Below are 23,429 nucleotides of genomic sequence, written 5' to 3' on the forward strand. Positions count from 1 at the left end.
GAATTAGTTCAAAGACGGCTCGATCGCGGGTCAACACTTCTGGGTCCGTCGCCGAACAAAGAAGTTCATACTAGCCGCCTTCAAGATAGGGAAAGAAATTGAGCTCGGCTCCGTCTTTGACTTCAGCTGACAACGGCACGACCATGTCACCAATCGAGGCCAGCCAGACATCATGCTCGGCGCTCAACGAGCCGATCACGTTGAGAATCGTCGCTCCCTCGGGGAGGTCAAGCTGAATGGATCCAACCCCGCCGGGCAAGAACCGACGGAGATTTCCATGCATATTGACCTCGACGCGGATCATGAGTGCGGGGCTCGCATTGTGGCGGCAATCTTTTCAGCGGTCATCGGCAGCGAGTTCGGCCAGCAGCCAGTCGCCGCCGCGATCGCATTGCCGATTGCAGCCGGTGGTTCGATGCATGGTGGCTCTCCAACGCCCTTGGCACCGTAAGGACCGGCAGCGGATCGGCATTCGACGATAATGCTCTCGATCTCCGGGACATCCATCGCCGTCGGCATCTTGTAATCTGTCAGGTTCGCATTCATGACGCGACCGTCCTGATAGACGATCTCTTCCGACAGGGCCTGGCCTATACCTTGCGCCACGCCACCCTCGATCTGTCCCTCAATATAGGTCGGATTGATCGCATATCCGACGTCCTGGGCCACGACATAGCGATTGATCGTCACTTTGCCCGTGGCTTGATCGACCGAAAGGTCGACGGCGTGGGCATGGTAGCTCGGCGTATTCCAGACCGGGAGCGGATGGTTCTTGACGCGTGTCGGATCGTAGGCTGGTGCCGGTGAAATGGCTGTGCCATGCGCAATGAGCCCGCCACCGGCAAGACGCGAGATGCGTGCCAGCTCCGCAATCGAAATCGACTTGTTGCCGACGACCACGTGCTTGTCCTGCAGCTTCATATCCTCAATCGGTGCTTCCAGCTGCTTGGCCGCGAGTTCGAACATCTGACGCCGTAGCTCTTTAGCTGCCGCAACGCACGCATTGCCCACAGAAAAGGTCGTACGGCTGCCTTGAGCGCCGTAGTCGAACGGCGCGGCCTGAGTGTCCACCCCGGTGACGTTGATGTCCGTCAAGTCCAGAGACAGCTCCTCGGCGAGCACTTGAGCGGCTCCCGTGATCGCGCCGGTGCCGATTTCAACGGCGCCGCTGACGAGCGTCGCACTCCCATCGGGATTGATCTTGACATAGACACCAGACGAGCCACCCGTCGTCATCCACCAGCTGCAGGCGATGCCCTTGCCCCGTCCTGGCTCGGGATTACGATCTTGCCAGCCGATCGCATCGGCTGCCTTGCGCAGACATTCCTCGATGCTCACAGAGGTGTGCGTCTCGCCCGAAGGGCCTGGATCCCCCTCCTTGACGATGTTGCGCAGGCGCATTTCGAGAGGATCCAGGCCGAGATCCTTTGCGATCATGTCGATCTGGCTTTCCATCGCGAAATTCGCCATCGGTCCCGCCGGAGCACGGAAGGAGCCAGAATGGACCTTGTTCGTGTAGACAGCGATGCTTTCGAACGCGAGCGCTCCTGTCTTGTACGGACCTGCCATGACCTGAAGTGCGATAGCAGCCGTGCCTGGACCTGAGCCGGCATAAGCGCCACAATCCACGATGACCCGACCGCTTCGGGCAAGAAGATGCCCATCCTTGTCAACGGCAGTTTTGAGCAGAACCACGGAAGCCTGACGCGGAAGCGCGGCTATAAGCTCCTCTTCGCTCGTCGACATCACTTTGACCGGGCGGGCAGTCTTGCGCGCCAGGAGAGCTGCGAAGTGCTCGACACCGATCCTCAGCTTGCCACCGAAGCCACCACCAATTCCCGGCACGGTGACGCGCACCCGCGCGGCCGGCAAATCGAGGATTTCGGCCAATGTCGTTTGCGTGTCGAACGGCAATTGGGTGTTGCACCAGACCGTCACTATCCCGTTCGCATCCCAATCCGCGGTCGCAACGCGCGGCTCGGTGTATCCTGGATGCTGAAGCGAGGTCGTGAACCGATGCTCATAGACCTTATGAGCCTTTGCGAAGGCTCCTTCGACATCGCCGACGTGAATACGGGCGTGACCTGCGATGTTGTCCTTGCGCGAAATGATCGGGAGCGCCTTGTAGGTTTCCCAATCAGGATGGATGCGGATATCGCTTGTGAGCGCCTCTTCCGGATCGTACAGTGCCGGTAGATCCTGATATTCAACCTTGATGGCTTCAATCGCGCGCTCGGCGATCTCGCATGACGTGGCAGCGACCGCGGCGATCGCATGTCCCATGAACAGGACGCGATCGGTTGCAAATACGGTCGTGTCGCGCACCGCCGTTCCATAGCGGACCTGCGGGATGTCAGCGGCGGTGATGATGCCACGCACGCCTGCGATCGCAGCCGCGCGCGAGATGTCGATGTTCTTGATCAGAGCGTGCGCGCGAGCACTGCGCAGGATCTTGCCGTAGAGCATACCGGGCAGCTTGAAATCCGCAGCGTAAACGTGCTTTCCGGTAACCTTGCCGACGCCATCCCGCCGGGGCAGGCGGTGACCGGCAACGCGATGGGTTTGAGCGTTCATTGCTTGGCTCCCGAAAGTGCGATGCGCTCTGCCGCGGTTTCCACGGCATCGATGATCTTGCGATAGCCGGTACAGCGGCAAAGGGTACCTGCGATAGCTTCCCTGATCTCGTCGCGCGAGGGGCGGCAGCCCGGATTTTCGTCCAGGAATGACTTTGCCGTCAGGATCATGCCCGGGATGCAGTAGCCGCACTGAACGGCGCCGCATTCGATGAATGCTTCCTGAAGGGGATGCAGATGCTCGGGATCGCCGATCCCCTCGATCGTGGTGATCGAGCATCCCTCAGCTTGCCCCGCGAGCAGGATGCAGGAATTGACGGCCCTTCCATCGAGCAGCACCGTGCAGACCCCGCACTCTGCTTCCAGGCAGTTCTCCTTGGTGCCCATCATGCCGATCCCGTTGCGCAGGACCTGTAGCAGCGTCCAATGAGGCTCAATGAGCAGCTGATGGCTCTCGCCATTGACAACGATATTGAGAATTTTCCGGTTCATTGATCCTGTTCCCGAATTCGTTGCAAACATGTCCCGAGCGCGCGCTCGACCATGACCGCGACAAGACCGCGGCGGTAGCCGGCCGACGCGCGAACATCAGAAATGGGACTGGAAGCCTCTGCCGCGATCCTGCCCGCCTCCACAAAGCTTTCCTTTCCGGCAGATCTGCCGATGAGATAACTCTCCGCCTGTTCGGGCCGGAACGCCTTTGGGCTTGCGGCTCCGATTGCCAGGCGCACTGAAGCGCAACGCGAGGTGGAGGCATCCAGCGTCAAGCAAGCTGCAACACAAACCACCGATATCTCCATGGCCCGCCGGCGCCCTTCTTTCAGGAAGGCGGTTGCGGATCCGGCCGGAAGCTTGGCAAATCGGATGCTGGTCACGATCTCGGCGGGCAAGAGATCAGTCTTTCCCGGGCCGACGATGAAGTCGCGCAAGGGGACGGAGCGCCGTCCATTGGGACCTGTCATGTCGAGGCTTGCATCGAGCGCGAGCAGTGGCGGCACAAAGTCGGCGGCAGGAGAAGCATTGACGATGTTGCCGCCGATGGTTGCGATGTTTCGTACTTGATGGCCACCGACGACGCTGGCAGCTTCGACCAACGCTCGCAGATTACCCCGAAACGCAGAATGCGTTTCGATCGTGCGGTACCTCGTTAACGCGCCAAGGGTGAATGCTTCGGTAGTCTCGGTGATTTCGCTCATTCCGGCCAGGCAGGCGACATCGATCAGATGTACGGGATCGATCTTCTTCCGATTGATCTGGATAACCGTATCGGTCCCGCCGGCGACATAGCGCGCGGTCGGCGCAAAGCGTTGAGCAAGGTCGATAGCTTCAGTGACCGTGGCCGGCCGATGGAGATCAAAGCTCATGGCTTGCTCCCTTCCAGCGCCTGGGCGGCAGGCCACACCTCGGAGCCCATCTTGGCGATCGTATCCTCGATCGTACCTCCTTCGGGAGCGAAGGGCATGATGATAATCCCGTCGACGCCGGCCTGGCGCAGTTCGATCACACGCGCGGTCACCTCCTCCACATTGCCGGCCAAAGTGAAGGCGTTGATATGGCGATCGGTCACGTATGGCAGCAGAGGAAGGTAAGGCGTCACCCCGGCGGCGTAATGGGCGCCCTGGACAGAGGCGAGCACGTCCTCCGGCAAGGTCAGCCCCTGCTCTTCGGCTGTTTCAAACTTGAGACGCCCTGCCCCGAGCAGTCTTGCAACCGTCGGCCGAAGCGCGTCACGGGCGGCCTGACCGTCTGAGGCAACACAGGCATTGAGCCGAACGATCAGCCTGACGGATTTGGGATCGCGGCCCGCCTTCCTGGCCCCATCGTCCAGTCTCGCGCGGAAGGCCTTGATTTCCGGAGCATTGCCGCCGGCCTCCATGAACGCGGCATCGGCGCAAGCGCCTGCCGTCCGTTGGCCGAGCGGACCATTGCTGGCCACATAGATTGGGATATCGGCGCGAACAGGGGTGAAATTCAGCTTGCCCTCCTTGAACCGAATGACCTCTCCCTCGTAGGTGACGGTCTCGCCGCGCAGGAGCATCCGAATGACCTCGATCGCTTCGCTGATAGCGCGCGCCGGCTTCTTCCGATCGATGCCAAGCTCAGCAAAACCGGAAATACCGGCGCCGAGGCCGAGAATTGCGCGCTTGTTGGAAATCTCGTCGAGCGTCGCAATCGCCATGGCCGTCAGCGCCGGATGTCTGGCGTAGGGATCTGTCACGCAAGGTCCGAGCCTGACCCGAGACGTATTTTGTGCAAAATATCCAAGACACGAATAGACCTCCCGATAGAACCGTTCATCGGCAAGCCAGACCGTGTCGTATCCGCTCGCTTCGGCGAGCTTCACGCGATCAAGCATCTTGGCCATTGGCGCGTTGCCGAGAATCAGCAGGTCGAGGGTCATCTTGTTGGTGTCCTGTTTGCGCTTACGTTCTTGGACTAGGCAGAGCTCAACGCGGAGCACAGATCATTCTATCTCGTCGCTGACGAAATAGATGTTCTTCGAGCGATCGAGAAACTTGCCATAGAGCTCCTCTCGCAGCGCAACACCAGCCGGTGAGGCAAGGTCCCTGTCGTGTTGCTCCAGGCTTTTGACCTCGATCCTTTCGATGTATTGCCACGTCGAGTTTTCGGCGCCCTGGATGGGGCGGCGAATGCGATGAACCTTGTAGCTCACGTAATTGTCGAGGCTCCGCACGAGAGCGTAGTCGCGCTCGCGGACCCAGGCCTCATATTCCGCTGGGTCGACCCCTTCCTTGAGCGTGCTGATCAGGAAACGGACTGGCATGTGACTTTCTCCTTGGCTGTTTGCCCAATTCGGGTTGATCGGATATTGCCGACGACTTTGACGCGCACGCGCATGGCATTTCCGGGCAGATAGGCGATCGGCGTATCCTCTGCCTCGACCAGGGCAAGCGATTCCGAATCCGCGCCGGCCTCCACTGCCCGGGAATCGGCAAGCTTGCGTGCTGAAGCAACCGCCTCGTCTCGCGTCAGCCCCTGGAACACCTGATCGACTTCACCACTGACCTGCGCAATGGCTGCGCCAACCGCATTCGCGCAGCCCCCGTGTTGAACCCGAACGACACGCCCGACGCCCTGCAATTCTTCCGGAACAAGAAACGCGCCGCCCCCGACCGCAATCAGCGTGACGTCTGAAGCGCTTGTCTTCATCCGGTCGACGTTCTCTTCCAGCATCTCCTTGCAGCGGCGCAGAACCCTCTTCACGTCATCGGCAGTGATGTGTGCCACACGCTTGCGATCGCCAAGGTCGATCAGTCCGGCGGCAACGCCGATGTCGGTCGAGGTCACGCGATTGCCGCCAAACACCAGCGCTTCCGTGGACAGGCGATACCCAACGCTGAGCGGCCCGATGGCTGCCGCTCCAAGGTCGATATGGCTGCCGCCACCAAGTCCGATGGAAACGAGGTCCGGCATGCGGAATAGGGTCCTGACGCCTCCAATATGAACGACCGTGTTGGCTTCACGGGGAAAGCCGTTCCGCAAGTAGCCAAAGTCCGCCGTCGTTCCGCCGACGTCAACCACCACCGCATCTTTGAGCCCGGAAAGATAGGCCGCACCGCGCATCGAGTTGGTCGCACCGGAGGCGAAGCTGAACACAGGGTATGCGGCGGCACGCGAGGCCTCCGCGACGGTGCCGTCGTTTTGCGTGACAAAAAGCGGCGCGTTCAGCCCGACCTTTGACTTGGCTTGCTCAAAAGCCGTGATGGTCTCCCGAGCAAGCGCAATGAGAGAGGCATTGAGAATTGCGGCGTTCTCACGTTCGAGCAATCCGATCCCGCCGAGCAAATGTGCGCAGGTCACCGACACATCGGGGATTTCTTCGCGCAGGATGGCGGCGACCGCTTCTTCGTCGGACGGATCAAGCGGAGAGAACAGTGCGTTGACCACGACGTATTTGAGGCCGAGATTGCCGATTTCGCGCGCAATTCGCTTGGCTGCCGCGATATCCAGAGGGGCGAACCTGCGCCCGTCGTAATCGTGGCCGCCTTCGATTTGAAAGACCCCGCCATTGGCGAGCTCGGCAAGCCCAGCCGGCCAGTCGGTAAAGGGCGGCAGGGAGCTCGTGGCGGGGAGTGCAACTCGGATTACTGCCACTTTCGTCAGATGACGGCGCTGAACGACCGCATTGATGAAGTGGGTCGTACCTATCATCAGCGCGTCGAGACCGCTCGCATGCTCGGCACTCAGATCGAGCGCCCCGATGGCCGCAGCCACACCACTGGTGACGTCGGCCGTGGTGGCGACCTTCACGCCTTGAACGACTTTTCCGCCGTCGATCAGCACGGCATCCGTATTGGTGCCACCTACGTCAATCCCAATGCGTCTCATGAGCAGAATACCGACTTGAAATCGATGTCATAACCAAAAGCGCGGGGGCCGACATGGTCGAGCCCGCGCGGCGAGAGGAAGACCGGAGCCGCCGGCAGCGCGATCACGGTTGTCCGCTGGCCGTAGCGAATGGTTTCCGTTCCGATCGCTTCGCCGGATTCACTGTCGAGAACGCAAATGAGGTCGGGCGTCGAGACGAGCGCCTGCCCATCGCGCCACACGACGATCCACTCGTTCTGGAAATCGATCCGGATCTGGCTGCTGTGATCATCGCCAAGCCCCTCCACGACTGTGCGGCCGCGCAGGAAGCCCTCCGTTGTCCGCCGCTCGACTTCAACGACCTTGCCGGAGAACAGGAACCTGCCGGATTCCGCTTTCAGAATGGCTGCAATCGGGTCAGCGTGCTGCCGGTTGGCCTCGGCAACCGCCCGCCCGAGATTGATGGCTTTGGATGTGGTACGGGGAATGGCCCATTTCTTCACCTCAGCACCGGTGCGCGGCGCCTTGCAGGTCGCGACGATGGACCCGAACTCGGTACAAAGCTTTCGGCTCACACGTTCCATCCATTTCCAGGAGGAGGTTTTGCCAACGATCGCCTCATTACCGCGCGGGTCTACGGAGGTCAGCGGATAGGGAGCGAGACCGCCCACCGCAAAGCTCGTCATTTGCGCCTCAGGATAGGCACGCCCCATCGCATCGGCGTCGACAACTGGAATTTTCAGGTGGACGGCAGCGAGCAAGGACTGCATGCCGTTGCCGCCACCGATTTCGACTGCCATCACCGCCCTGAACTTGCGACCAAGATGCTCCTCCATGGCCGACACGGCGCGCGCGATGAGCCTGCTGTCGACCAGACGCTCCTGGAAAACAAGCGGCGCGCCCATAATGGAGACAACCGCGATCGCATCATCATCGTCCAGCTCGTCGGGATCGATCAGATCTACGCGAACGCCTTCATTGTAGTAACTCCGCATGCTCAAGAGCGCGTGATACGGACTCCCGCCGCCACCCGTTCCGAGAATCCAGGCGCCGACGGAGAGCGCCTCGATATCCTCCGGACTCAATTGTCTCATCTATAGCCTCCGAGCCGCGTCAATTGCGGCGACAAAAAACCGGATCAAGCAGCAACCGGGCCGCCACCACCAAGGGCGCGCTGCGCACGCTGCATGAGAAACTGATCGCCGAAGCGGTGCGCGATACGCTCAGCGGCAGTCGTAAGCAGCGTGATCGCACGATTCCTCTCCTCATCGCTCATGTGCGAGGCTGGATAGGAAATACAGAAGCCCACCGTCTCGCGGATTTCTGGATCGGAGACGCTCACGGAGATTGAGCCGACCCCGGGGATCGCTTCATCGAGGGCCTCGGCCCAACCGAACCGGCGCGGCTGATCCAGCGCCGCCACCAGCTCGTCGACATTTTGAGGGGCGCGCGGCGAAGGCGGCGTGACGCCTTCAGGATGAAGGGAGCGCACCACATTATCTGGAAAGCGCGAGAGCAGACTGCGCCCAATCGCAGTCGCAAATGCAGGAGCACGCTGGCCCAGCGGCGTGAATACGCGCAAGGCATGAGACCCCTGGTGCATCCGGATGACCAGAACATCCGCACCATCAAGGATCGAGACATAACCGGTATGCCCAGTCTCCCGGGTGATCTCCTTTACGGCCTCATCGACCGCGTCGATCAAGGAGGAGTTCAGCTTGTAGAGGCGCGAAATCTCAAAAAGCAAATTTCCAACCTTGTAGCGCGGAGGATTTTCCGAGCGCGACAGGAGCCCCTCAACCAGCATCGTCTTCAGCAAACGAGATGCTGAACTTTTGGGCATACTCAATAACTGCGAGACTTCTGTCACGGAGACTTCAAGCCTGCCGGGCCCAAAAAGTCTAAGGATTTGCGCGGCATTTTCAATTGCGCCCATTTTTTGATCACCTAGTTTCGTATATTGAAACTTAGTTGACAATAGCAGGACGATGACAATAATGCAAGCCATCGCGCACCGGACGACCGGCAAATCTTTCGCGCACAGTCAGGAGGGGAATGAGATGAACAGGGACACGCGCCGTCGGGATTTCTTGAAGTTCGCCGCAACCAGCGTCGCGGCGCTCACATTCACGGGCACAGCTCGTTTAGCTGCCGCACAAGATAAGCGAACGCTGACAGTCGCCTGGGATGCCGACATCGACACGCTCGATCCGGCCTCGTTCAAGACGTCGGCCGGCTACACGGTGCAGGCAAACGTTTACGACAGTCCGCTGATGTGGAAGGTGCAGCCGGTCGAGGGAAAGCCGGGAGTGTCGCAAGCAAAGCCTGGCGAGATCGAGGGCGGCATCGCTCAGTCCTGGTCCTTCGAAAATGGCAACGCCACGCTGGTGCTGAACATCCGCAAAGGCCTGAAATTACCGAGCGGCCGCGACGTCAACGCCACGACCGTGAAGTATCTCCTCGACCGCGGGCTGCAGTCGCCGGGTTATATGCGCCTCCTGTTTCCGCGCCTTCTTGGGGTAACCAAGCCCGAGCAGTTCAAGGTGCGCGACGACTTCACGATCGAGATCAATATGCCCTCGCCAAGCCCGATGGCGCTGGACATGATGGCGCTTATGAACAACGCGCTGCTTGATCCGGATGAGGTAAAGGCGAATGCGAACGCAGACGATCCCTGGGCCGCCAACTGGTTGAAGCGAAATACGGCCGGCGTCGGGCCGTATCAACTAGTCAAGAACCAGCCGGGCGTCGAAGTCGTCCTGGAAGCGCAGGCTGATCACTGGCGTGGTCACCCCTATTTCGATCGGATCGTTCTCAAATATGTGCCGAACGAAGCCGATCGCGTGCTGCTGCTCAAGCGCAAAGCCATCGACATGGTCGTCGGCAGATCAACGCTGTCTCCGCGCAATGTGAAGAGCCTCGAGGCGGAGCCAGGTTTGAAGACAGTCTCCGTGCCGGACACCCTGTGTCACTGGCTTTGCATGAACACGCAGAAGGCTCCGCTTAACAATGTCAAAGTGAGGCAGGCCATCAACTACGCCATCCCGGTCCAGGCGATCATCCCGAGCGTGCTGTATGGTTTCGGCACCGAGATGAAGAGCCCTGTACCTAGTTTGACGCCCGGTTACGACAACACGATCAGTCCCTACAAGTACGACATCGCAAAGGCCAAGGAGTTGATGCGCGAGGCGGGCTTCGGCAAGGATCCGGTTCCGATAGACCTTGCGGTACGCGCTGGATGGCAGCCGCACGAGCAGGCCTCGATCTGGCTCCAGACCGAGCTGGAGAAGATCGGCTTCAAGGTGAACATCGTCAAGGAAACCGAAGCCACCTTCCGCCAAATCGCAACCAAAGGCGATCACCAGCTTTCGATCGAGTCCTGGCAGTCCTGGATCAACGATCCCTTCTATCACCTGTTCTTCAACTTCCACAGCACAGCGAAGGGCACGAACACCTCGTTCTATTCCAATCCAGAAGTCGACAAGCTGATCGATGAGAACATGCATGAAACCGACACCAGCAAGCGTCTGGCGGCGGCAAAACGCCTGCAGGAGATCATCATCGGCGACGCCGTTTGGGGGCACCTCTGGTACGAAAACTGGACCCGCGTCATGCGATCCGACCTCGTTGGCATTGAGAAGCGTTGGGATAGTTATGAGCGCTTTTTCAGCATGAAGCTCGCCTGAGCACGTCATCTTCGTATTAAACGGGAGAGCGCTCCAATGGGTTTCTTCAATTATGTCATGCGACGGTTTGCGCTGGCTCTGCCGACCTTGTTCGGGGTCAGCGTGATCTGCTTTACCCTCACCTACCTACTCCCGGGCAATCCGGCCATGGTCAAGGCGGGCCCGTTTGCCACGCCCGAACATCTCGCTGAAATGGAGCACCAAATGGGCCTGGATCGCCCGTTTCCAGAGCAATACTACCGCTACGTCTCGGGCATCTTCAAAGGCGATCTTGGCGAGAGTGCCTCGACGGGACGGCCGGTGTCTCAGGACTTTCTGCAGCGCCTGCCCGCCACTCTCGAGCTCAATCTGGCGAGCCTTCTCATCGCGATCGTGATCGGACTGCCTCTTGGGGTCTTGTCAGCGGTGCATCGCGACACATTGATCGACCATATCGGACGAGTGGTCGGCATCATGGGTGTCGCCATGCCGAGCTTCCTGACCGGGCTCCTGTTCGTTTACGTCTTTTTCTACATGCTCAACATGGCCCCCTCACCGCTGGGGCGCCTCGGATCCGGCATAGAACCTCCCGCACACATAACCGGACTTTATGTGATCGACTCCCTGCTTACCGGCAATTGGACCACCTTACGATCAAGTCTGCATCAGCTCATGCTGCCTGCAGCGACCCTCGGGCTCAGCGCGATCGCGCCAGTCGCACGCATGGTGCGGTCCACCATGCTTGAGATCCTCGAGTCCGACTACATCAAGGCGGCCTGGGCGGCCGGATTGCCGCGAAGAACGGTGATTTATCGGGATGCGCTGCGAAATGCGCTGATACCTGTCATCACTATTTCCGGAATCGTTTTTGGATTCTTGATGGCCGGAAATGCGGTCGTCGAAAGCGTGTTCTCATGGCCCGGCATTGGCAATTACGCGGTGACTGCATTGCTTACGAAGGACTCGGCTCCGATCCAGTCTTTCATCCTCTTCGTCGCAGTGACGTGTGTCATGGTCAATTTGGCAGTCGATATCGCGTACGGCCTCGTTGACCCCCGGATTAGGTTCAGCTGATGTCCTCATCATTCTCCTCTTCGATTTCGCAACCGGCTTCATCTCTGGTGTGGCAGCGGCTTCAGCGCAATCCTGTTTCCTTTGCGGCACTGTGCGTGATCGTGCTGATCGCGGCGGCTGCGATATTGGCGCCGATCGTGGCGCCCTACCCGCCCGATGCCACCGACCCTGCAGCTTCTTTGCAGCCGCCTTCCTGGCAGCATGCGCTTGGAACTGACGAGTTCGGCCGCGATCAACTCTCGCGAATCATTTTTGCGGCCCGGGTCGACCTGCTGGTTGCCTTTGCAGCAACGTTTGTTGCCGTTTCAATCGGAGGGTTGCTTGGAGCAGTCGTCGGATACAGCCGGGGGTGGGCTGATACGATCGCGATGCGCGTCGTCGACGCTCTGATGGCCTTCCCGGCCTTCGTACTGGCCATGGGCATCACGGCAGGGCTTGGCAATTCCACCACCAATGTCGCAATTGCCATCTCGATCACACAAATCCCGGCTTATCTGCGGCTGACCCGTGGAGAGATGCTTCGGCTCCGGGAGATGGAATATGCCGATGCTGCTCGCACGCTCGGCAATCCGACCTGGAGGATTGTGTTCATTCACCTGCTGCCGAACTGCCTTCCCCCGCTGATTGTGCAGGCGACCCTCTCGACGGGTTTTGCGCTTCTGACGATGGCCTCGCTCTCCTTCATTGGCCTTGGAATTCAGCCGCCACAGAGCGAATGGGGCGTGATGACCGCGGAAGGTGCCTCACAGATCGTCACGGGAGAATGGTGGCTGTTCCTGTTTCCTGGCCTTGCCATCATGATTTCCGTTCTCGCATTCAACCTTATCGGCGACGGACTCCGTGACTTGCTTGACCCGCGCATGAGGGGATTGAGATGACCGAGCTGCTTGAGATTTCTGATCTGACCGTCCACTTTCAGATAAACCAGGGTGCCATTGAAGCAGTCGACCACATCAACCTGACGATCCGCCGGGGCGAGGTTCTCGGGCTGGTCGGCGAGTCCGGGTCGGGAAAGTCAGTCACGTCTTTCGCCATTCTGCGCCTGATCCGTCCCCCAGGGCGCGTCGTCTCCGGAAGCGTTCACTTTGACGGAGTTGATCTGGGTACGCTCCCTGAGGAACAGATGCGGCGCATGCGCGGCGCAAAGATCGCGATGGTATCGCAGACGCCGCGAACCGCCCTCAACCCGCTTCTGACCGTTGGAAAGCAGATCTCACGCTTGCTGATGGTCCACGCCGGCTTGTCGGCACGAGAGGCGGACAAGAAAATGCTCGAGATGCTGCGCCTTGTGCGCATTCCGGCGCCGGAAAAGCGAGCCAAGCAATACCCGCATCAGCTCTCGGGAGGGATGTGCCAGCGGATCATGATCGCTATGGCTCTTGCAACCTCACCTCAGCTCCTGCTCGCGGACGAGCCAACGACCGGGCTCGACGTTTCAATCGCGGCCAAGATTCTCGATCTGCTGCGCGAATTGAGCGCGAAAACAGGTGCGGCGATCATGCTGGTCACGCACGATCTCGGCGTTGTTGCCGAGATATGCGACCGCGTTGCCGTTATGCATGCGGGCCAAGTGGTGGAATGCGCCCCCGTGCGGGAGCTGTTCCATAATCCCGCCCATCCCTATACCAAGGCGCTCGTCCGATCGATACCGAGGGTCGATCGGGACGTCGTCCTAGAGCCCATACCGGGGTCGGTTCCTTCCCTGGTCAACCCGCCGAGCGGATGCCGTTACGCAGGACGCTGTGAGTGGGTAATGGATCGCTGTCGCGCGGCACGCCCTGCGATGATCGAGGCCGCCCCCGGCCATGTTGTAGCATGTTATGGATTCGAGGAACGCCGTGGCACTTGTTGAGATACGTGATCTGCAAATGCACTTTCCGCTCGGCGGGATGGCCGGGACGCTCGCACGCCTGCGAGGTCAGGATCAGCCCGTCGTGCGGGCAGTTGACTCTGTCTCCTTCGATATAGAAGCCGGCGAGACGGTTGGATTGGTCGGCGAATCCGGCTGTGGAAAATCGACAGTCGCGCGGTGCCTGGTCCGGCTAATCGAGCCGACGGCGGGATCTGTCTGCTATGATGGCACGGACATAGCGAGGCTTGATGCGCATGCCATGAAGCCTTTGCGCCGCGACATCCAGATGGTGTTTCAGGATCCTACTGCCTCGCTCAATCCCAGACTATCGGTGAGACGGATGGTGGAGGAGGCGCTCACGCTTCATACCAAGCTTCCGGCGAAGGAGCGGCGCGACCGCATCGAGGAGCTCATGCAGGAGGTGGGGCTCGGCCGCGATCTATTGGACCGCTATCCGCACGAGCTTTCGGGCGGTCAACGCCAGCGGGTCAATATAGCCAGGGCCATTGCAACGAATCCCCGCTTCGTTGTTCTTGACGAGCCAACCTCCGCACTGGACGTATCACTACGCTCGCGGGCAATTCTTCTGTTGGAGAAGCTGCGTGAACAACTCGGGTTGTCCTACCTCTTTATTTCCCACGACCTGGCCACTGTGAAGTACCTGGCGAGCCGCGTTGCGGTGATGTATCTCGGCAGCATTGTGGAGATGTCGGGCACAAAGGATCTGTTTGCAAAGCCCTTGCATCCCTACTCGCGCGCTTTGCTGGCGGCCATTCCAGTTCCGGATCCCGACGCAAAGCGCGACGATTTCGCTTTGTCCGGGGAAATTCCAAACCCTATCGATATCGCGCCTGGATGCAAGCTGAGAGGGCGTTGTCCTTTAGCCAAGCCTGTCTGCGCGGAAAGACCGCCTTTGAAGGAGGTTGCGCCCGGCCGGTTCGTCGCCTGCCACCTGGTCTGAGACGGATGTCTTTACGTTAGAGCCGCGATACTGAGGAGCCCGTGGGACTATATCGAGCGTATCGAGGTGACTGATCGCGCGGTCTACGAAGCTGAACTCGCCCTCGCCGGCAAGGAACTGATCGACCAGCGAGAAGTATCGGGGTAAATCGAAGACGATATCGCTCTGGTCGGAACGTATCGAGCCGTAACACCCCCGGCGAAGCGTGGGCTTGGTCTGAGTGCGTCTCCTTCGGATCTTTGGGTTGTAATGCACTTACTAGTCATCCACGCGAGTTCGCTCAGGGGATGATTCACGTTGATTCGATCCCGTGGGGGATTTCATAGCTATCCAAAAGTAGAGGGCTTCCACCTCCAAGCTGCCGAACATGCCGGGCACAAAAAAAGGGCCACTCCAAGGAGCGGCCCTTAAGTGAGGGAGGAAACGTCCCATAGGGACTTCTGGGATCAGGCCGCAGCCTGTTCGATCGGGGAGAATGGCAGGCCGAGGCTCTCGGCTACAGCCTTGTAAGTAAGCCGGCCGCGATACGCATTGAGGCCTGCCCGCAGATGCGGATTCTCGAGCACCGCCGCGAAACCCTTGTTGGCGAGCGCCAGCCCGAAGGGCAGTGTGGCATTGTTCAGTGCCTGGCTCGATGTGAGCGGGACGGCTCCGGGCATATTGGCGACGCAATAGTGAATGACGCCATCCACCTCGTAAGTTGGATCGGCGTGCGTGGTCGGGCGCGATGTCTCGAAGCAGCCGCCTTGATCGATGGCGACGTCAACGATGACGGATCCCTTGCGCATTGAGCCTAGCATGCTGCGGCTCACGAGTTTCGGTGCGCTTGCACCGGGGACGAGGACCGCGCCGATGACAACGTCGGCTGCAAAGACCTCCTCTTCGAGGGCATCTATGGTCGAGAATCTGGTACGAACGCGGCTTTCGAACAGTTCATCCAGCTCGCGAAGGCGGGGGATCGAACGGTCGAGGATCGTGACCTCGGCGCCCAGGCCAGCGGCCATTCGGGCCGCATGTGTCCCAACAACGCCGCCTCCGATCACGACGATGCGGGCCGGCTGCACGCCAGGAACGCCGCCGATCAACAGCCCTCGCCCGCCGCTATAGCGCTTCAGGGCGCTGCCTGCCGCTTCGACCGCAAGCCTTCCCGCGACTTCGCTCATCGGCGCAAGCAGCGGAAGCCCGCTATGCGCATCCGTCACGGTCTCATAGGCGATAGCGGTGCATCCAGACTTGAGGAGTCCCCGCGCCTGTTCCGGGTCTGGCGCCAGATGCAGGTACGTGAAAAGGATCTGCTCCTCGCGCAGCTGAGTCCATTCAGAAGGTTGCGGCTCCTTCACCTTTACGATCATCTCGCTGGATGCGAAGACCTCACGAGCTGAGCCGACAATCGTCGCGCCGGCCTTGCGATAAGTGTCATCGCTCGCGCCAATGCCGGCACCCGCATTGGTCTCGACCAGTACATTGTGACCGGCAGCCACATATTCGCGGACGGCGCCAGGGGTCAGACCCACGCGGTATTCGTGCGTCTTGATTTCCTTAGGGACCCCGACCTTCATATGCAATCTCCTGTTTGGCCCCTCCTTTTAATCGAAAGGCCAGGTTGTTTCTCTGCAAAATCGCGAAGAATGGGCGACACAACGGCGACAATATGCGCTGACCGAGATCGTTCTGCAGAATTCCAAACAAACGCGGCCAGCCCGGCAAAGTCACACGATCCACTGCACGGGGGCGACACGATCAGTAAAAGCTCTCTCATCATTGTTGGAAGGCGTCCTGCAAGCGGACCGCTGGGCGTCCGCTCGGCTGGCGGAGGTTCCATGTATGGAGACAGCGGTCAACCTCATGCGGCTGGGTCTCGTCACTGAGAACGGTTTAACCTCGGCCGGGCTTGAGGTCTTCGTCGTCGCTTTCAAAGCGCAACGTGACGCGCCTCAGCGGGAGTTGCTGCCGTAAATCACGCAGCGTTACCAGAACGCCAAGCCGGCTGAGAGATCTATGTTCGGTTAGACGGGTCGGTGCGCTGCTGCGCCGGACCCGATGCCAAGCCAAAAGTGGTTGGCGGCTTGCAAGCCCAGCAGCATGGTGCCTGATTCGGCAAATATCGCGATCATTTTGAGCAAGCTTTCGCACGGCGACGGAAACTGTCGCGGCATTGCGCGGTGACGAAGTCGGATTAGACTTTGCTTAAGTCAGATCGGCTGCCTGCACTGGATCTGGTACTGTCTGTCAGCGCGAAGCGGTCGCTGGCCATGGAATTGCTACCATTGAACTAGACGCCTTCCGTGCCGGTAACTCTACTCAGGCGCTATAGGTGATTGAATCATCGTCCCTTCGGCCGCTGGCCGCAAACGCGCCACCTAATTGCCTCGTCGCCCATCCCGCATCCTCCGCAACGTCAAACTATTTTTCAAATCGCTCGAGATCATACTCAGAAAATAAAAGCCCTATTTTATATCACGATGCTAGCTTCCGCGCGCTGGCGATATGCCGGTCACTCTGGAGAAAGTGGATGAATACAACCGCTATCAATGAAACCGCTATCAATGACACGGTGCAGGACCTCGGGGACGCCACCGAGCTCACAAAAGGCTTTGGGGGCTCGTGGCGCGCAGAACACACGACCGGCGATTATTATTTCGTGGATGAGTCCGATTGACGCGGACCGTCTTGATGGGATGGGCTTCGGCCCATCCCATCAGTTTGAGGCGGTGGCCAAGGGATCGCTGCTGTGAGTGACATATTTCATGCGTGGTCTAACGGGCGTTGGATCAGCCTCGACCTGCAATCCAATCGTTACAGCATGGCGAGCACTTCTGCAGCTTGTCCGGAGGAGCGTGAACGGCTAACCGAGACGACGGCCAAGTTGCGCGATTGCCTGAGTTCACCGCCAGCCTTTCTCCCACCCCTCCATCTGGTGTGGCACTATGCGCGTGCGGCTCATGCTGCTCGCTTCGTTCGCAGCCAGACCATCGCTCGTCAACTCGACTTTTTACGTGCCTCGCGTCGGGGAACAGCACCGGCGTCAATGGGAGTCGAAACAATCGATTACTACGCCAGCGTATTCCAACATCTGCGCAATCTTCGGTTCCGCCGCCCGCGCTGCCTTGAGGATTCCGTAGGGGGGTATCTGTTTTTCTATCCCTACATCGCATCGCTCGAGCTCCTCGTTGGTGTGAAGCAGCCCCCGTTCAGAGCCCACGCCTGGCTGCAATCTGGTGACCTCATTTTGAACGACGCGAAGCGTGCTGTGGAGGACTACAGCGTCATCTTGAGCTTCGCGAAATGAGACTCAATGTAGATGGGCTCTTGGATTCAGCGAAGGAGCTTGCCACCATCATTGTAGACGGCCGCGTGGAAATCACGGTGCTCAACGATATTGTTGACGCCGAGACCGGCATGCCGACTGAATTGGAGCCAACACAGTTCAAAGACACGTCTCTGCCGGAGATTGTCGCCTTGCTGCAGGAGCGGTACGCTGGCGATGCGGCGTTCATTGTTCGCGCGCCAAGTGGCATCGCGATCGTACGCCCACCTTTCTCGGAGATCTCCATCTTCTACCAGGTCAGAAATGATGAGATTGAGTGCTGGGCAGGACTGAAGCTGCCAGATGCCGCCTTGGCGCAACGCCACGCCTTCAACTTTGGCTATTTGACTGGCCTGATACGCAACGCGTCTTGGTTGACCCCGGAAACAGGGTTGTGTGGGATTTTTGAGCTACTGAGTGGCGCGGCGCTCATCGTCTCAAGGGGGACTTTTCGGCAAGTCGATTTTCTGGCGGGCGCCGTAGCCAGGCTCAACACCTCGGCGTTCTCTTTCAAGGATGACGTGGCCAGTTTTCGCCAATTGATCTCAGCGAGCGTCGCTCACAAAACCCGCCACTATGGCGGTGCTTTCAGTATTCAATGTTCCGGGGGCCTTGATTCGTCGGTAGTGGCGCTGGCTGCGGCCGACCTCCATCGAGGCAGGCCCCTTTCCCTCCTGAACAGCTACTCAGAGACGGACGTCAATGGTGACGAACGCTTCTTTTTTGCCGCGCTAGCCGAGCAGGTGGGCGGCGCGCCAACCTATGTCGAAACGAATGCTCGCTCGTCGATGACCCATCTATCGTCAGAATTGCTGGCTCCAACGCCGCGACCTTGTAAGCTAGCGGCCACGATCGCCACAACGGCTCAACTTCACGAGGCTGCGCAGGCCGCAGGATCGCGCCTGGTGCTCACAGGAGACGGAGGCGATCAACTATTTCTCAGAATGCGCCGCTTGACGATGGCCAGAGAGCTGCTTGCCGAATCCCGATCGCCACAAGATGCATTGCGCGAGCTCGCCGGCCTTGCGATTCAGGCTCGAACGTCTGTCTGGCGTGTTCTTCGCGAGGTGATCACCGGTCGGAGCGGCCGGGACTTACGCCGCCATATGCTCGGTGATCATCGGCCGCAGTCGCCTGTCGCGTCAGTGCGGCCGGATTTCGGTGCAGAGCTCGTACCAGGCGCCAGGTCCCTACGCCACCTGCCGACGACGCGACTGTTTCAGTTCTTCGGCATGCGTCATGCGGAGCTCAATCGCATCGCACTACGAGACATTGCGGTAGAAGAGCGAAAGGCGTTTGTGTTCTGGCCGCTCATCAAGGCAAGTCTCGTCACGGCTCGCCGACATCATCACTCAAATGGAATTGATCGTGCACTTGAGCGCGAGGCCTTCCGGGAACATTTGCCCGACGTGATCTACTATCGGGTTGGCAAAGGTGCCGGGCGCGACATGCTAATGCGGTACGAATATGGTGCCTTAGTGTCACGTGTCGAGCGTAGTGCATTGTATCGGCAAGGCTTGATCTCCCGCGATCTCCTCCGTTCAGCTATCGACAATTTGTCATACGACTCAGCGTTTGCACTCGTTCGTCTCTGCGCTGTTGCCGATTGGATGGACCTTCATGAACTGGGGTAAGCCGCTCTTGCCCCCGCTCCAATGGGACATCATCAAGACGAGCCTGCAATCTTCCCGCGTTCTTGTCGCGGGCTTCTTGCTCACGACCATTGCAGCGTCTGCCTGCACGGTCGCCGGGCCGCTCTTGTTCTCACGGGCCGTCGCCCGGCTGGCCAGCGCGCCGCCGCTTCTTACGCTCAGTTTGTTGTTGCTGTTTGCCGTTACGACCGCACTTGCTCGGTGCTTGCAGGAGGTCAAGGCGGTTCTGTCGAACAGGCTGGAACAGGACGTTCGTAATCTCTCCAGCAAGAAGATCATGGCCGCTCTGGTGAGCGCCGAGGGCTCGCTGTTTTCTCAAAACAATCCGAGCAAGATTTCGGCAATGGTAGAGAGTTGGCACCAGTCCAATAAGATGTACATTCAGCTCTATTTGATGGTGCTGATGGGCGGGGTCGCCGATGTTGCGTTCTCGTTCCTTGCCGTCGGTGGAGCAGCAAATTGGTTTGTGGCGCTGTTCGTTCTAGCCTACGGCGCCGTCCTCGTGTTGATAACGTGGAAGAGCAATAGAGTTACAAAAGTGTATCAGGCTGAGGCGCAGGCCTCAAGTAACGAGGGCTCGAACGTTTTAGGAAATGCAATCGAGAACATCATTTCGATCAGGGTGTTCCGCGCTCAACCCTGGATAGCTGAGTTGTATGACCGCCAGGCCGCCGCCACGCGCCGAGCCTGGCTCTCGTTCTATGGCGCCCGGTTGCGCTATGGCGCTTTGCAAGCGACCCTCTTGTTCGTTCAGTATGCCTCGATCTTGGGGCTTTCGCTGTGGCTCTATGACCGATCAGGCGAGATAGGTGGGCTCGTCATGGTGAGCATGATCCTGGTTCAACTGAACCGGCCCTTCGAGCTTATTGGCATGTCAATTCGAGACATCATCATTGCGCGTGGCATGGCCCGGCCGCTGCAGGCGCTGCTTGATGCCCATGCCCCAGCGGCACGACCCGCTATGCTCAAGCGTACTATGCCGATATCGGGCTCACTCGCCATTTCCATCAGCGCGCTTTCGTTTGGTTATGAGCGCGCCGCCTCGCCGCTTCTCTCTGGGATAACGGGCGAGTTCAAGCCCGGCGTCATCAACTTCATCATCGGACGCTCGGGCGCTGGCAAATCGACGCTTATGCAGCTCCTGCTAAAAATGCATCAAGGCTACAGCGGCCTGGTACGCGTTGGCTCTCTGGACCTGGCCACGATCGATCCGGAAGATTACTTGGCGCACGTAGGTTACGTGCCCCAAGAGCCTATGATGATGAATCTGAGTATCCGCGAAAACGTTCTGCTGGGCCGCCCGTTTCCCGATGCGGACGTGTTCCACGCACTAGAATGCGTCCATCTGGCTGATAAGGTGACCTCCTTGCGGGACGGTTTGGACTACCGCGTCGGCGAGCGGGGCCAATTGCTAAGCGGCGGCGAGAGGCAGCGCCTTGCGATCGCCCGTGCCCTCATCGCAAGGCCTCGGCTGTTGCTCCTCGACGAGGCCAGTTCCGGGTTGGACGAGCAGACCGAGCGCGGAATCTTCGACGAACTTCGGCAACTCGCGTCGGACACGACGATCATAGCAATCACGCATCGCCGGGGCGTGATAAGTCCACGTGACTACGTGCTAGATTTGTCGTGGTCGGCATCCGCGAGAGCCTCGCTTGTGCTCGCATAACTTCCGTGACCCGGCGCCTGAAAAAGTCTTGGATGGCACGGGCTGCGCCTTTGTGCTGCCCTTCGACCATCAACGCACTGATACTTTGACTTTCGACAAGCAACTCGCTGTAGTACGTACGTGTTCCCATTGCGCGTGAAAGGTAGACATAAACGACGTCCGCGACGTGATCCGCAATGTGGCGATGCTGTTTGACCAGCAACGCGCGCCGATAGCACTCGCCTGCTTTCAAGAAGAGTTTGGCGGGATCCTCATTGCTTGCGTAGATGGGCTTAATTTCACCGCAGAAGCTTGCCGCCACTTCATCAATCAGCTTCGCCTTGGTGAAATCGCTGATGCTATCGACATACATTTGCGACAGCATGTTGCAGAACAGGATGGCTTGATGTGGGTCGATCGGCCTGGCGTTGAACCCCTTGTGGTCGACATTTTGCACCACATCGCGCTCAGTCAGCCGTATCAAAGCCTCTCGTACGGGCGAAATTCCGACGCGAAGCTCATCGGCAATGTCGGCAGGCTTCAAGGCTGTGCCGGGTAGCCAATGGCCCAGTAATAGACGCTCGCGCAAGGCCTGGAATACTGGATGCTGTGTCTCAAAAGCCATGATTACTCGCCCGTTCAAGCGGCCTGACTGAGGCGGTCAAGGGAGCCTCACCTCTTGGCATAGCTCATGCCGCCCCGGAAACCATGCGCGGTCCGGTCCGCGGCGAAATGGCTGCTAGCATAGGCCGCCATGGCAGGCCGTCCGCTAGGGCCACGAAGCTCTGCTGCCGAGTAGGAGGTGGGTATGTCCAAAGCGGAATAGGCGGTCGCAACGGGTAGAGGCGATGATCGAGCGGCATTTCTGCCATTGTGCAACCCGCCCAAGAAGCAGCGTCGCTGCCACTGGTGCCGACGTCGGCGCCAACATGTTGGTTTCGCTGTTCACGATATTGCGTCCGCACTCGCGGTCCGCCGCCCAAAATCAGGATAGATTCGCCGGTCATCATGGCTCCCATTTCGTTCATCAAAATGTTAGTCGTTTGTTGGATCGGTGGAGAGCTCCAGCTCCGCTCGTCGCGCAGCCGCGTTCGTAACGAGATCAGCATCGGCGATTCGTAAGCCGCCACTTGCGCAATGGCGTGTTGGTGCTCCGAGGTGCATCCGAAGGGGAACGGGCCTGCATCGGGTGAACAACACCGCCACCATCGCTAAAGAAGAGCGTGCCGTTCAAACCGCCCTGCTTTCGCTGATCACGGAAGTCCTGCGGCGTGAGTCTAAGAATTGAAACATTCGCAATCCTTTTCGCTCGTTGGATAGCCTTGGCGTGGTCGGGGGCCGTCCCACCCATCTGAGATACAACTTGACGCTACGTACGATTCAAGGGATCTGAGGCCGTCAAACTGGACCATTTTTGGCTAGAGTTTTCGCCGCCGAATCCTCTCGGCTCGGAGCTTAACAACGGACTTAATCCCTCGATTTTCGAAATTTGCACTCGGCACGAATGCAGGTCGTCCCCGTGATGCCGTGTCTTTCGTTCTACCCGGAGACGTAGATTTTCCTTACGGCGTGCATGCCGCTTGGCCTCGCGGTAGTTGAGTACACACAATCGAAACAGAGCGCCCACAGCCGGGAATATCGCTCCGAAGGCGTCTTTCCGTTCTCAGACTGCAAGCCGCAAATTCCGGCTGCCTACTTGCCTCACTATGAGCGACACGACACTGAAGGGCGGTCGGATTTCAGATCATAAGCCACGGATGTAGCTTCCTCATGATCGGTCTCTCTTATCCTTGGCTTGAGCTCGAGTGCTCGCCAAGACTAGGCGCGACGTCGACCTCGCCGCGCTGCGCCACCCGCGCACGACGTTCGACGGCTTTGCCTTCATCGCAATCGCAGCGATATAGACCGATACATAGCGACTCGCTCTTGCACATCACACCTAATTTTGGAGCCATCCCGTCGCCGGCCATGCAGGCTTAAATGCCGGCTCCGATGATCAGATCAAAGAGCACTTTCGATTCCAGGCTGAATGTGTCGGCCGCATCGCCTGAGCTCAACGAACTGACGGCGCATGATAAACAGTGCAATCATCCCGGCGCCTAGCTCCGCGATGGCTTGACTGGCCAATACTCCGCTGAAGCCAGAGATGGCAGGGAAGAACAGTACAGCCGGAATGAAGAGATAATGTCTCGCGAAACACACAACCGCGCTGAGACGCGCTCTCCCGAGCGATTGAAGCATCGCCGTGACGACAGTCTCAATACCATACAGTCCAAAAAAGAGATGGAAGACGGTGCAGGCAGAAACGGCAATTTCCCTGACGCTATCGCTATCGCTGAACAGCCCGACCAAAGGACGGACAAAAACCATA

21 protein-coding genes and 1 pseudogene are annotated in these 23,429 nt (G+C 59.1%); 10 read left to right on the forward strand and 12 right to left on the reverse strand.

What is annotated here, in order from left to right; all coding sequences use genetic code 11:
- Nucleotides 1–70 precede the first annotated feature (70 nt).
- The 9 genes from I6F20_RS36885 to I6F20_RS36925 form a co-directional block, all read right to left on the reverse strand.
- Nucleotides 71–304: a MoaD/ThiS family protein gene (locus tag I6F20_RS36885; protein WP_225131332.1), complete on the reverse strand. Its 234-nt coding sequence runs from the start codon at nt 302–304 to the stop codon at nt 71–73.
- Nucleotides 301–2,574, reverse strand: coding sequence for a xanthine dehydrogenase family protein molybdopterin-binding subunit (locus tag I6F20_RS36890; RefSeq protein WP_225131334.1), 2,274 nt, complete (start codon nt 2,572–2,574; stop codon nt 301–303). Before I6F20_RS36890 ends, I6F20_RS36885 begins: the two co-directional genes overlap by 4 nt.
- Nucleotides 2,571–3,065, reverse strand: coding sequence for a (2Fe-2S)-binding protein (locus tag I6F20_RS36895; RefSeq protein ID WP_225131379.1), 495 nt, complete (start codon nt 3,063–3,065; stop codon nt 2,571–2,573). The genes I6F20_RS36890 and I6F20_RS36895 overlap by 4 nt, the downstream gene beginning before the upstream one ends.
- Nucleotides 3,062–3,937 (reverse strand): FAD binding domain-containing protein, encoded by an 876-nt coding sequence (locus I6F20_RS36900; RefSeq protein ID WP_225131336.1) that lies wholly within the window; start codon nt 3,935–3,937, stop codon nt 3,062–3,064. The genes I6F20_RS36895 and I6F20_RS36900 overlap by 4 nt, the downstream gene beginning before the upstream one ends.
- Complete coding sequence (locus I6F20_RS36905) at nt 3,934–4,974, reverse strand: LLM class flavin-dependent oxidoreductase (RefSeq protein WP_225131338.1); 1,041 nt, start codon at nt 4,972–4,974, stop codon at nt 3,934–3,936. Before I6F20_RS36905 ends, I6F20_RS36900 begins: the two co-directional genes overlap by 4 nt.
- A 63-nt stretch (nt 4,975–5,037) precedes the next feature.
- A complete protein-coding gene (locus I6F20_RS36910; protein ID WP_225131341.1) occupies nt 5,038–5,358 on the reverse strand; it encodes a RedY/HapK family protein in 321 nt (106 codons plus the stop codon).
- A complete protein-coding gene (locus tag I6F20_RS36915; RefSeq protein WP_225131343.1) occupies nt 5,340–6,923 on the reverse strand; it encodes a hydantoinase/oxoprolinase N-terminal domain-containing protein in 1,584 nt (527 codons plus the stop codon). Before I6F20_RS36915 ends, I6F20_RS36910 begins: the two co-directional genes overlap by 19 nt.
- Nucleotides 6,920–7,996, reverse strand: coding sequence for an S-methyl thiohydantoin desulfurase family protein (locus I6F20_RS36920; RefSeq protein ID WP_225131344.1), 1,077 nt, complete (start codon nt 7,994–7,996; stop codon nt 6,920–6,922). Before I6F20_RS36920 ends, I6F20_RS36915 begins: the two co-directional genes overlap by 4 nt.
- A 44-nt stretch (nt 7,997–8,040) precedes the next feature.
- Nucleotides 8,041–8,910 (reverse strand): IclR family transcriptional regulator, encoded by an 870-nt coding sequence (locus I6F20_RS36925; protein WP_225131354.1) that lies wholly within the window; start codon nt 8,908–8,910, stop codon nt 8,041–8,043.
- On the opposite strand from I6F20_RS36925, the gene I6F20_RS36930 reads away from it, so the two are divergent.
- Genes I6F20_RS36930 through I6F20_RS36950 form a run of 5 tightly spaced genes read left to right on the forward strand, consistent with a single transcriptional unit; the run spans nt 8,900 to nt 14,454 of the window.
- On the forward strand, nt 8,900–10,588 hold the full coding sequence (locus tag I6F20_RS36930) for an ABC transporter substrate-binding protein (protein ID WP_225131356.1): 1,689 nt from the start codon (nt 8,900–8,902) through the stop codon (nt 10,586–10,588). The two genes, I6F20_RS36925 and I6F20_RS36930, sit on opposite strands and share 11 nt — an antisense overlap.
- Nucleotides 10,589–10,624: 36 nt before the next feature.
- Nucleotides 10,625–11,641 (forward strand): ABC transporter permease, encoded by a 1,017-nt coding sequence (locus I6F20_RS36935; RefSeq protein ID WP_225131358.1) that lies wholly within the window; start codon nt 10,625–10,627, stop codon nt 11,639–11,641.
- Entirely contained in the window at nt 11,641–12,519 is an 879-nt protein-coding gene (locus I6F20_RS36940) for an ABC transporter permease (protein WP_225131360.1), read from the forward strand. The genes I6F20_RS36935 and I6F20_RS36940 overlap by 1 nt, the downstream gene beginning before the upstream one ends.
- Complete coding sequence (locus tag I6F20_RS36945) at nt 12,516–13,493, forward strand: ABC transporter ATP-binding protein (protein WP_225131362.1); 978 nt, start codon at nt 12,516–12,518, stop codon at nt 13,491–13,493. Before I6F20_RS36940 ends, I6F20_RS36945 begins: the two co-directional genes overlap by 4 nt.
- Nucleotides 13,480–14,454 (forward strand): ABC transporter ATP-binding protein, encoded by a 975-nt coding sequence (locus I6F20_RS36950; protein ID WP_225131364.1) that lies wholly within the window; start codon nt 13,480–13,482, stop codon nt 14,452–14,454. Before I6F20_RS36945 ends, I6F20_RS36950 begins: the two co-directional genes overlap by 14 nt.
- Before the next feature lie 446 nt (nt 14,455–14,900).
- On the opposite strand, the gene ald is transcribed toward I6F20_RS36950, so the two are convergent.
- Nucleotides 14,901–16,013, reverse strand: coding sequence for an alanine dehydrogenase (gene ald, locus I6F20_RS36955; protein ID WP_225131366.1), 1,113 nt, complete (start codon nt 16,011–16,013; stop codon nt 14,901–14,903).
- Nucleotides 16,014–16,278: 265 nt separating this feature from the next.
- Here ald and I6F20_RS38120 point away from each other — a divergent pair, with 265 nt between their 5' ends.
- The 5 genes from I6F20_RS38120 to I6F20_RS36975 all read left to right on the forward strand — a co-directional run bounded on the left by I6F20_RS38120 (nt 16,279) and on the right by I6F20_RS36975 (nt 21,079).
- Nucleotides 16,279–16,410, forward strand: a complete 132-nt coding sequence (locus I6F20_RS38120; RefSeq protein WP_275945364.1) for a hypothetical protein — start codon at nt 16,279–16,281, stop codon at nt 16,408–16,410.
- Nucleotides 16,411–16,966: 556 nt separating this feature from the next.
- Nucleotides 16,967–17,113: a hypothetical protein gene (locus tag I6F20_RS36960; RefSeq protein WP_225131368.1), complete on the forward strand. Its 147-nt coding sequence runs from the start codon at nt 16,967–16,969 to the stop codon at nt 17,111–17,113.
- Between the two features lie 72 nt (nt 17,114–17,185).
- Nucleotides 17,186–17,743: a lasso peptide biosynthesis B2 protein gene (locus I6F20_RS36965; RefSeq protein WP_225131370.1), complete on the forward strand. Its 558-nt coding sequence runs from the start codon at nt 17,186–17,188 to the stop codon at nt 17,741–17,743.
- A gap of 20 nt (nt 17,744–17,763) precedes the next feature.
- On the forward strand, nt 17,764–19,395 hold the full coding sequence (locus tag I6F20_RS36970) for an asparagine synthase-related protein (RefSeq protein WP_225131372.1): 1,632 nt from the start codon (nt 17,764–17,766) through the stop codon (nt 19,393–19,395).
- Nucleotides 19,382–21,079, forward strand: a complete 1,698-nt coding sequence (locus I6F20_RS36975) for an ATP-binding cassette domain-containing protein (protein ID WP_225131375.1) — start codon at nt 19,382–19,384, stop codon at nt 21,077–21,079. Before I6F20_RS36970 ends, I6F20_RS36975 begins: the two co-directional genes overlap by 14 nt.
- Here the strand turns inward: I6F20_RS36975 and I6F20_RS36980 are convergent.
- Together I6F20_RS36980 and I6F20_RS36985 are read right to left on the reverse strand one after the other, a co-directional pair.
- Nucleotides 20,988–21,683 carry a GntR family transcriptional regulator gene (locus I6F20_RS36980; RefSeq protein ID WP_225131377.1) on the reverse strand — a complete coding sequence of 232 codons (696 nt, stop codon included), beginning with the start codon at nt 21,681–21,683 and terminating at the stop codon, nt 20,988–20,990. The genes I6F20_RS36975 and I6F20_RS36980 overlap by 92 nt on opposite strands.
- Before the next feature lie 1,376 nt (nt 21,684–23,059).
- Nucleotides 23,060–23,429 (reverse strand): annotated as a pseudogene (locus I6F20_RS36985) (MATE family efflux transporter); the annotation flags it as partial.

The sequence above is a fragment of the Bradyrhizobium sp. IC3123 genome (assembly GCF_020193625.1).
GTDB classification, from domain to species: Bacteria; Pseudomonadota; Alphaproteobacteria; order Rhizobiales; family Xanthobacteraceae; genus Bradyrhizobium; species Bradyrhizobium yuanmingense.

Coding starts and splice junctions, on each gene's coding strand:
- I6F20_RS36980 (WP_225131377.1), bottom strand. CDS start 21,683: ATGGCTTTTGAGACACAGCATCCAGTATTCCAGGCCTTGCGCGAGCGT.
- I6F20_RS36895 (WP_225131379.1), bottom strand. CDS start 3,065: ATGAACCGGAAAATTCTCAATATCGTTGTCAATGGCGAGAGCCATCAG.
- I6F20_RS36940 (WP_225131360.1), top strand. CDS start 11,641: ATGTCCTCATCATTCTCCTCTTCGATTTCGCAACCGGCTTCATCTCTG.
- I6F20_RS36890 (WP_225131334.1), bottom strand. CDS start 2,574: ATGAACGCTCAAACCCATCGCGTTGCCGGTCACCGCCTGCCCCGGCGG.
- ald (WP_225131366.1), bottom strand. CDS start 16,013: ATGAAGGTCGGGGTCCCTAAGGAAATCAAGACGCACGAATACCGCGTG.
- I6F20_RS36905 (WP_225131338.1), bottom strand. CDS start 4,974: ATGACCCTCGACCTGCTGATTCTCGGCAACGCGCCAATGGCCAAGATG.
- I6F20_RS36935 (WP_225131358.1), top strand. CDS start 10,625: ATGGGTTTCTTCAATTATGTCATGCGACGGTTTGCGCTGGCTCTGCCG.
- I6F20_RS36885 (WP_225131332.1), bottom strand. CDS start 304: ATGATCCGCGTCGAGGTCAATATGCATGGAAATCTCCGTCGGTTCTTG.
- I6F20_RS36900 (WP_225131336.1), bottom strand. CDS start 3,937: ATGAGCTTTGATCTCCATCGGCCGGCCACGGTCACTGAAGCTATCGAC.
- I6F20_RS36915 (WP_225131343.1), bottom strand. CDS start 6,923: ATGAGACGCATTGGGATTGACGTAGGTGGCACCAATACGGATGCCGTG.
- I6F20_RS36920 (WP_225131344.1), bottom strand. CDS start 7,996: ATGAGACAATTGAGTCCGGAGGATATCGAGGCGCTCTCCGTCGGCGCC.
- I6F20_RS36960 (WP_225131368.1), top strand. CDS start 16,967: ATGAATACAACCGCTATCAATGAAACCGCTATCAATGACACGGTGCAG.
- I6F20_RS36945 (WP_225131362.1), top strand. CDS start 12,516: ATGACCGAGCTGCTTGAGATTTCTGATCTGACCGTCCACTTTCAGATA.
- I6F20_RS36910 (WP_225131341.1), bottom strand. CDS start 5,358: ATGCCAGTCCGTTTCCTGATCAGCACGCTCAAGGAAGGGGTCGACCCA.
- I6F20_RS36930 (WP_225131356.1), top strand. CDS start 8,900: ATGCAAGCCATCGCGCACCGGACGACCGGCAAATCTTTCGCGCACAGT.
- I6F20_RS38120 (WP_275945364.1), top strand. CDS start 16,279: ATGGAGACAGCGGTCAACCTCATGCGGCTGGGTCTCGTCACTGAGAAC.
- I6F20_RS36975 (WP_225131375.1), top strand. CDS start 19,382: ATGAACTGGGGTAAGCCGCTCTTGCCCCCGCTCCAATGGGACATCATC.
- I6F20_RS36925 (WP_225131354.1), bottom strand. CDS start 8,910: ATGGCTTGCATTATTGTCATCGTCCTGCTATTGTCAACTAAGTTTCAA.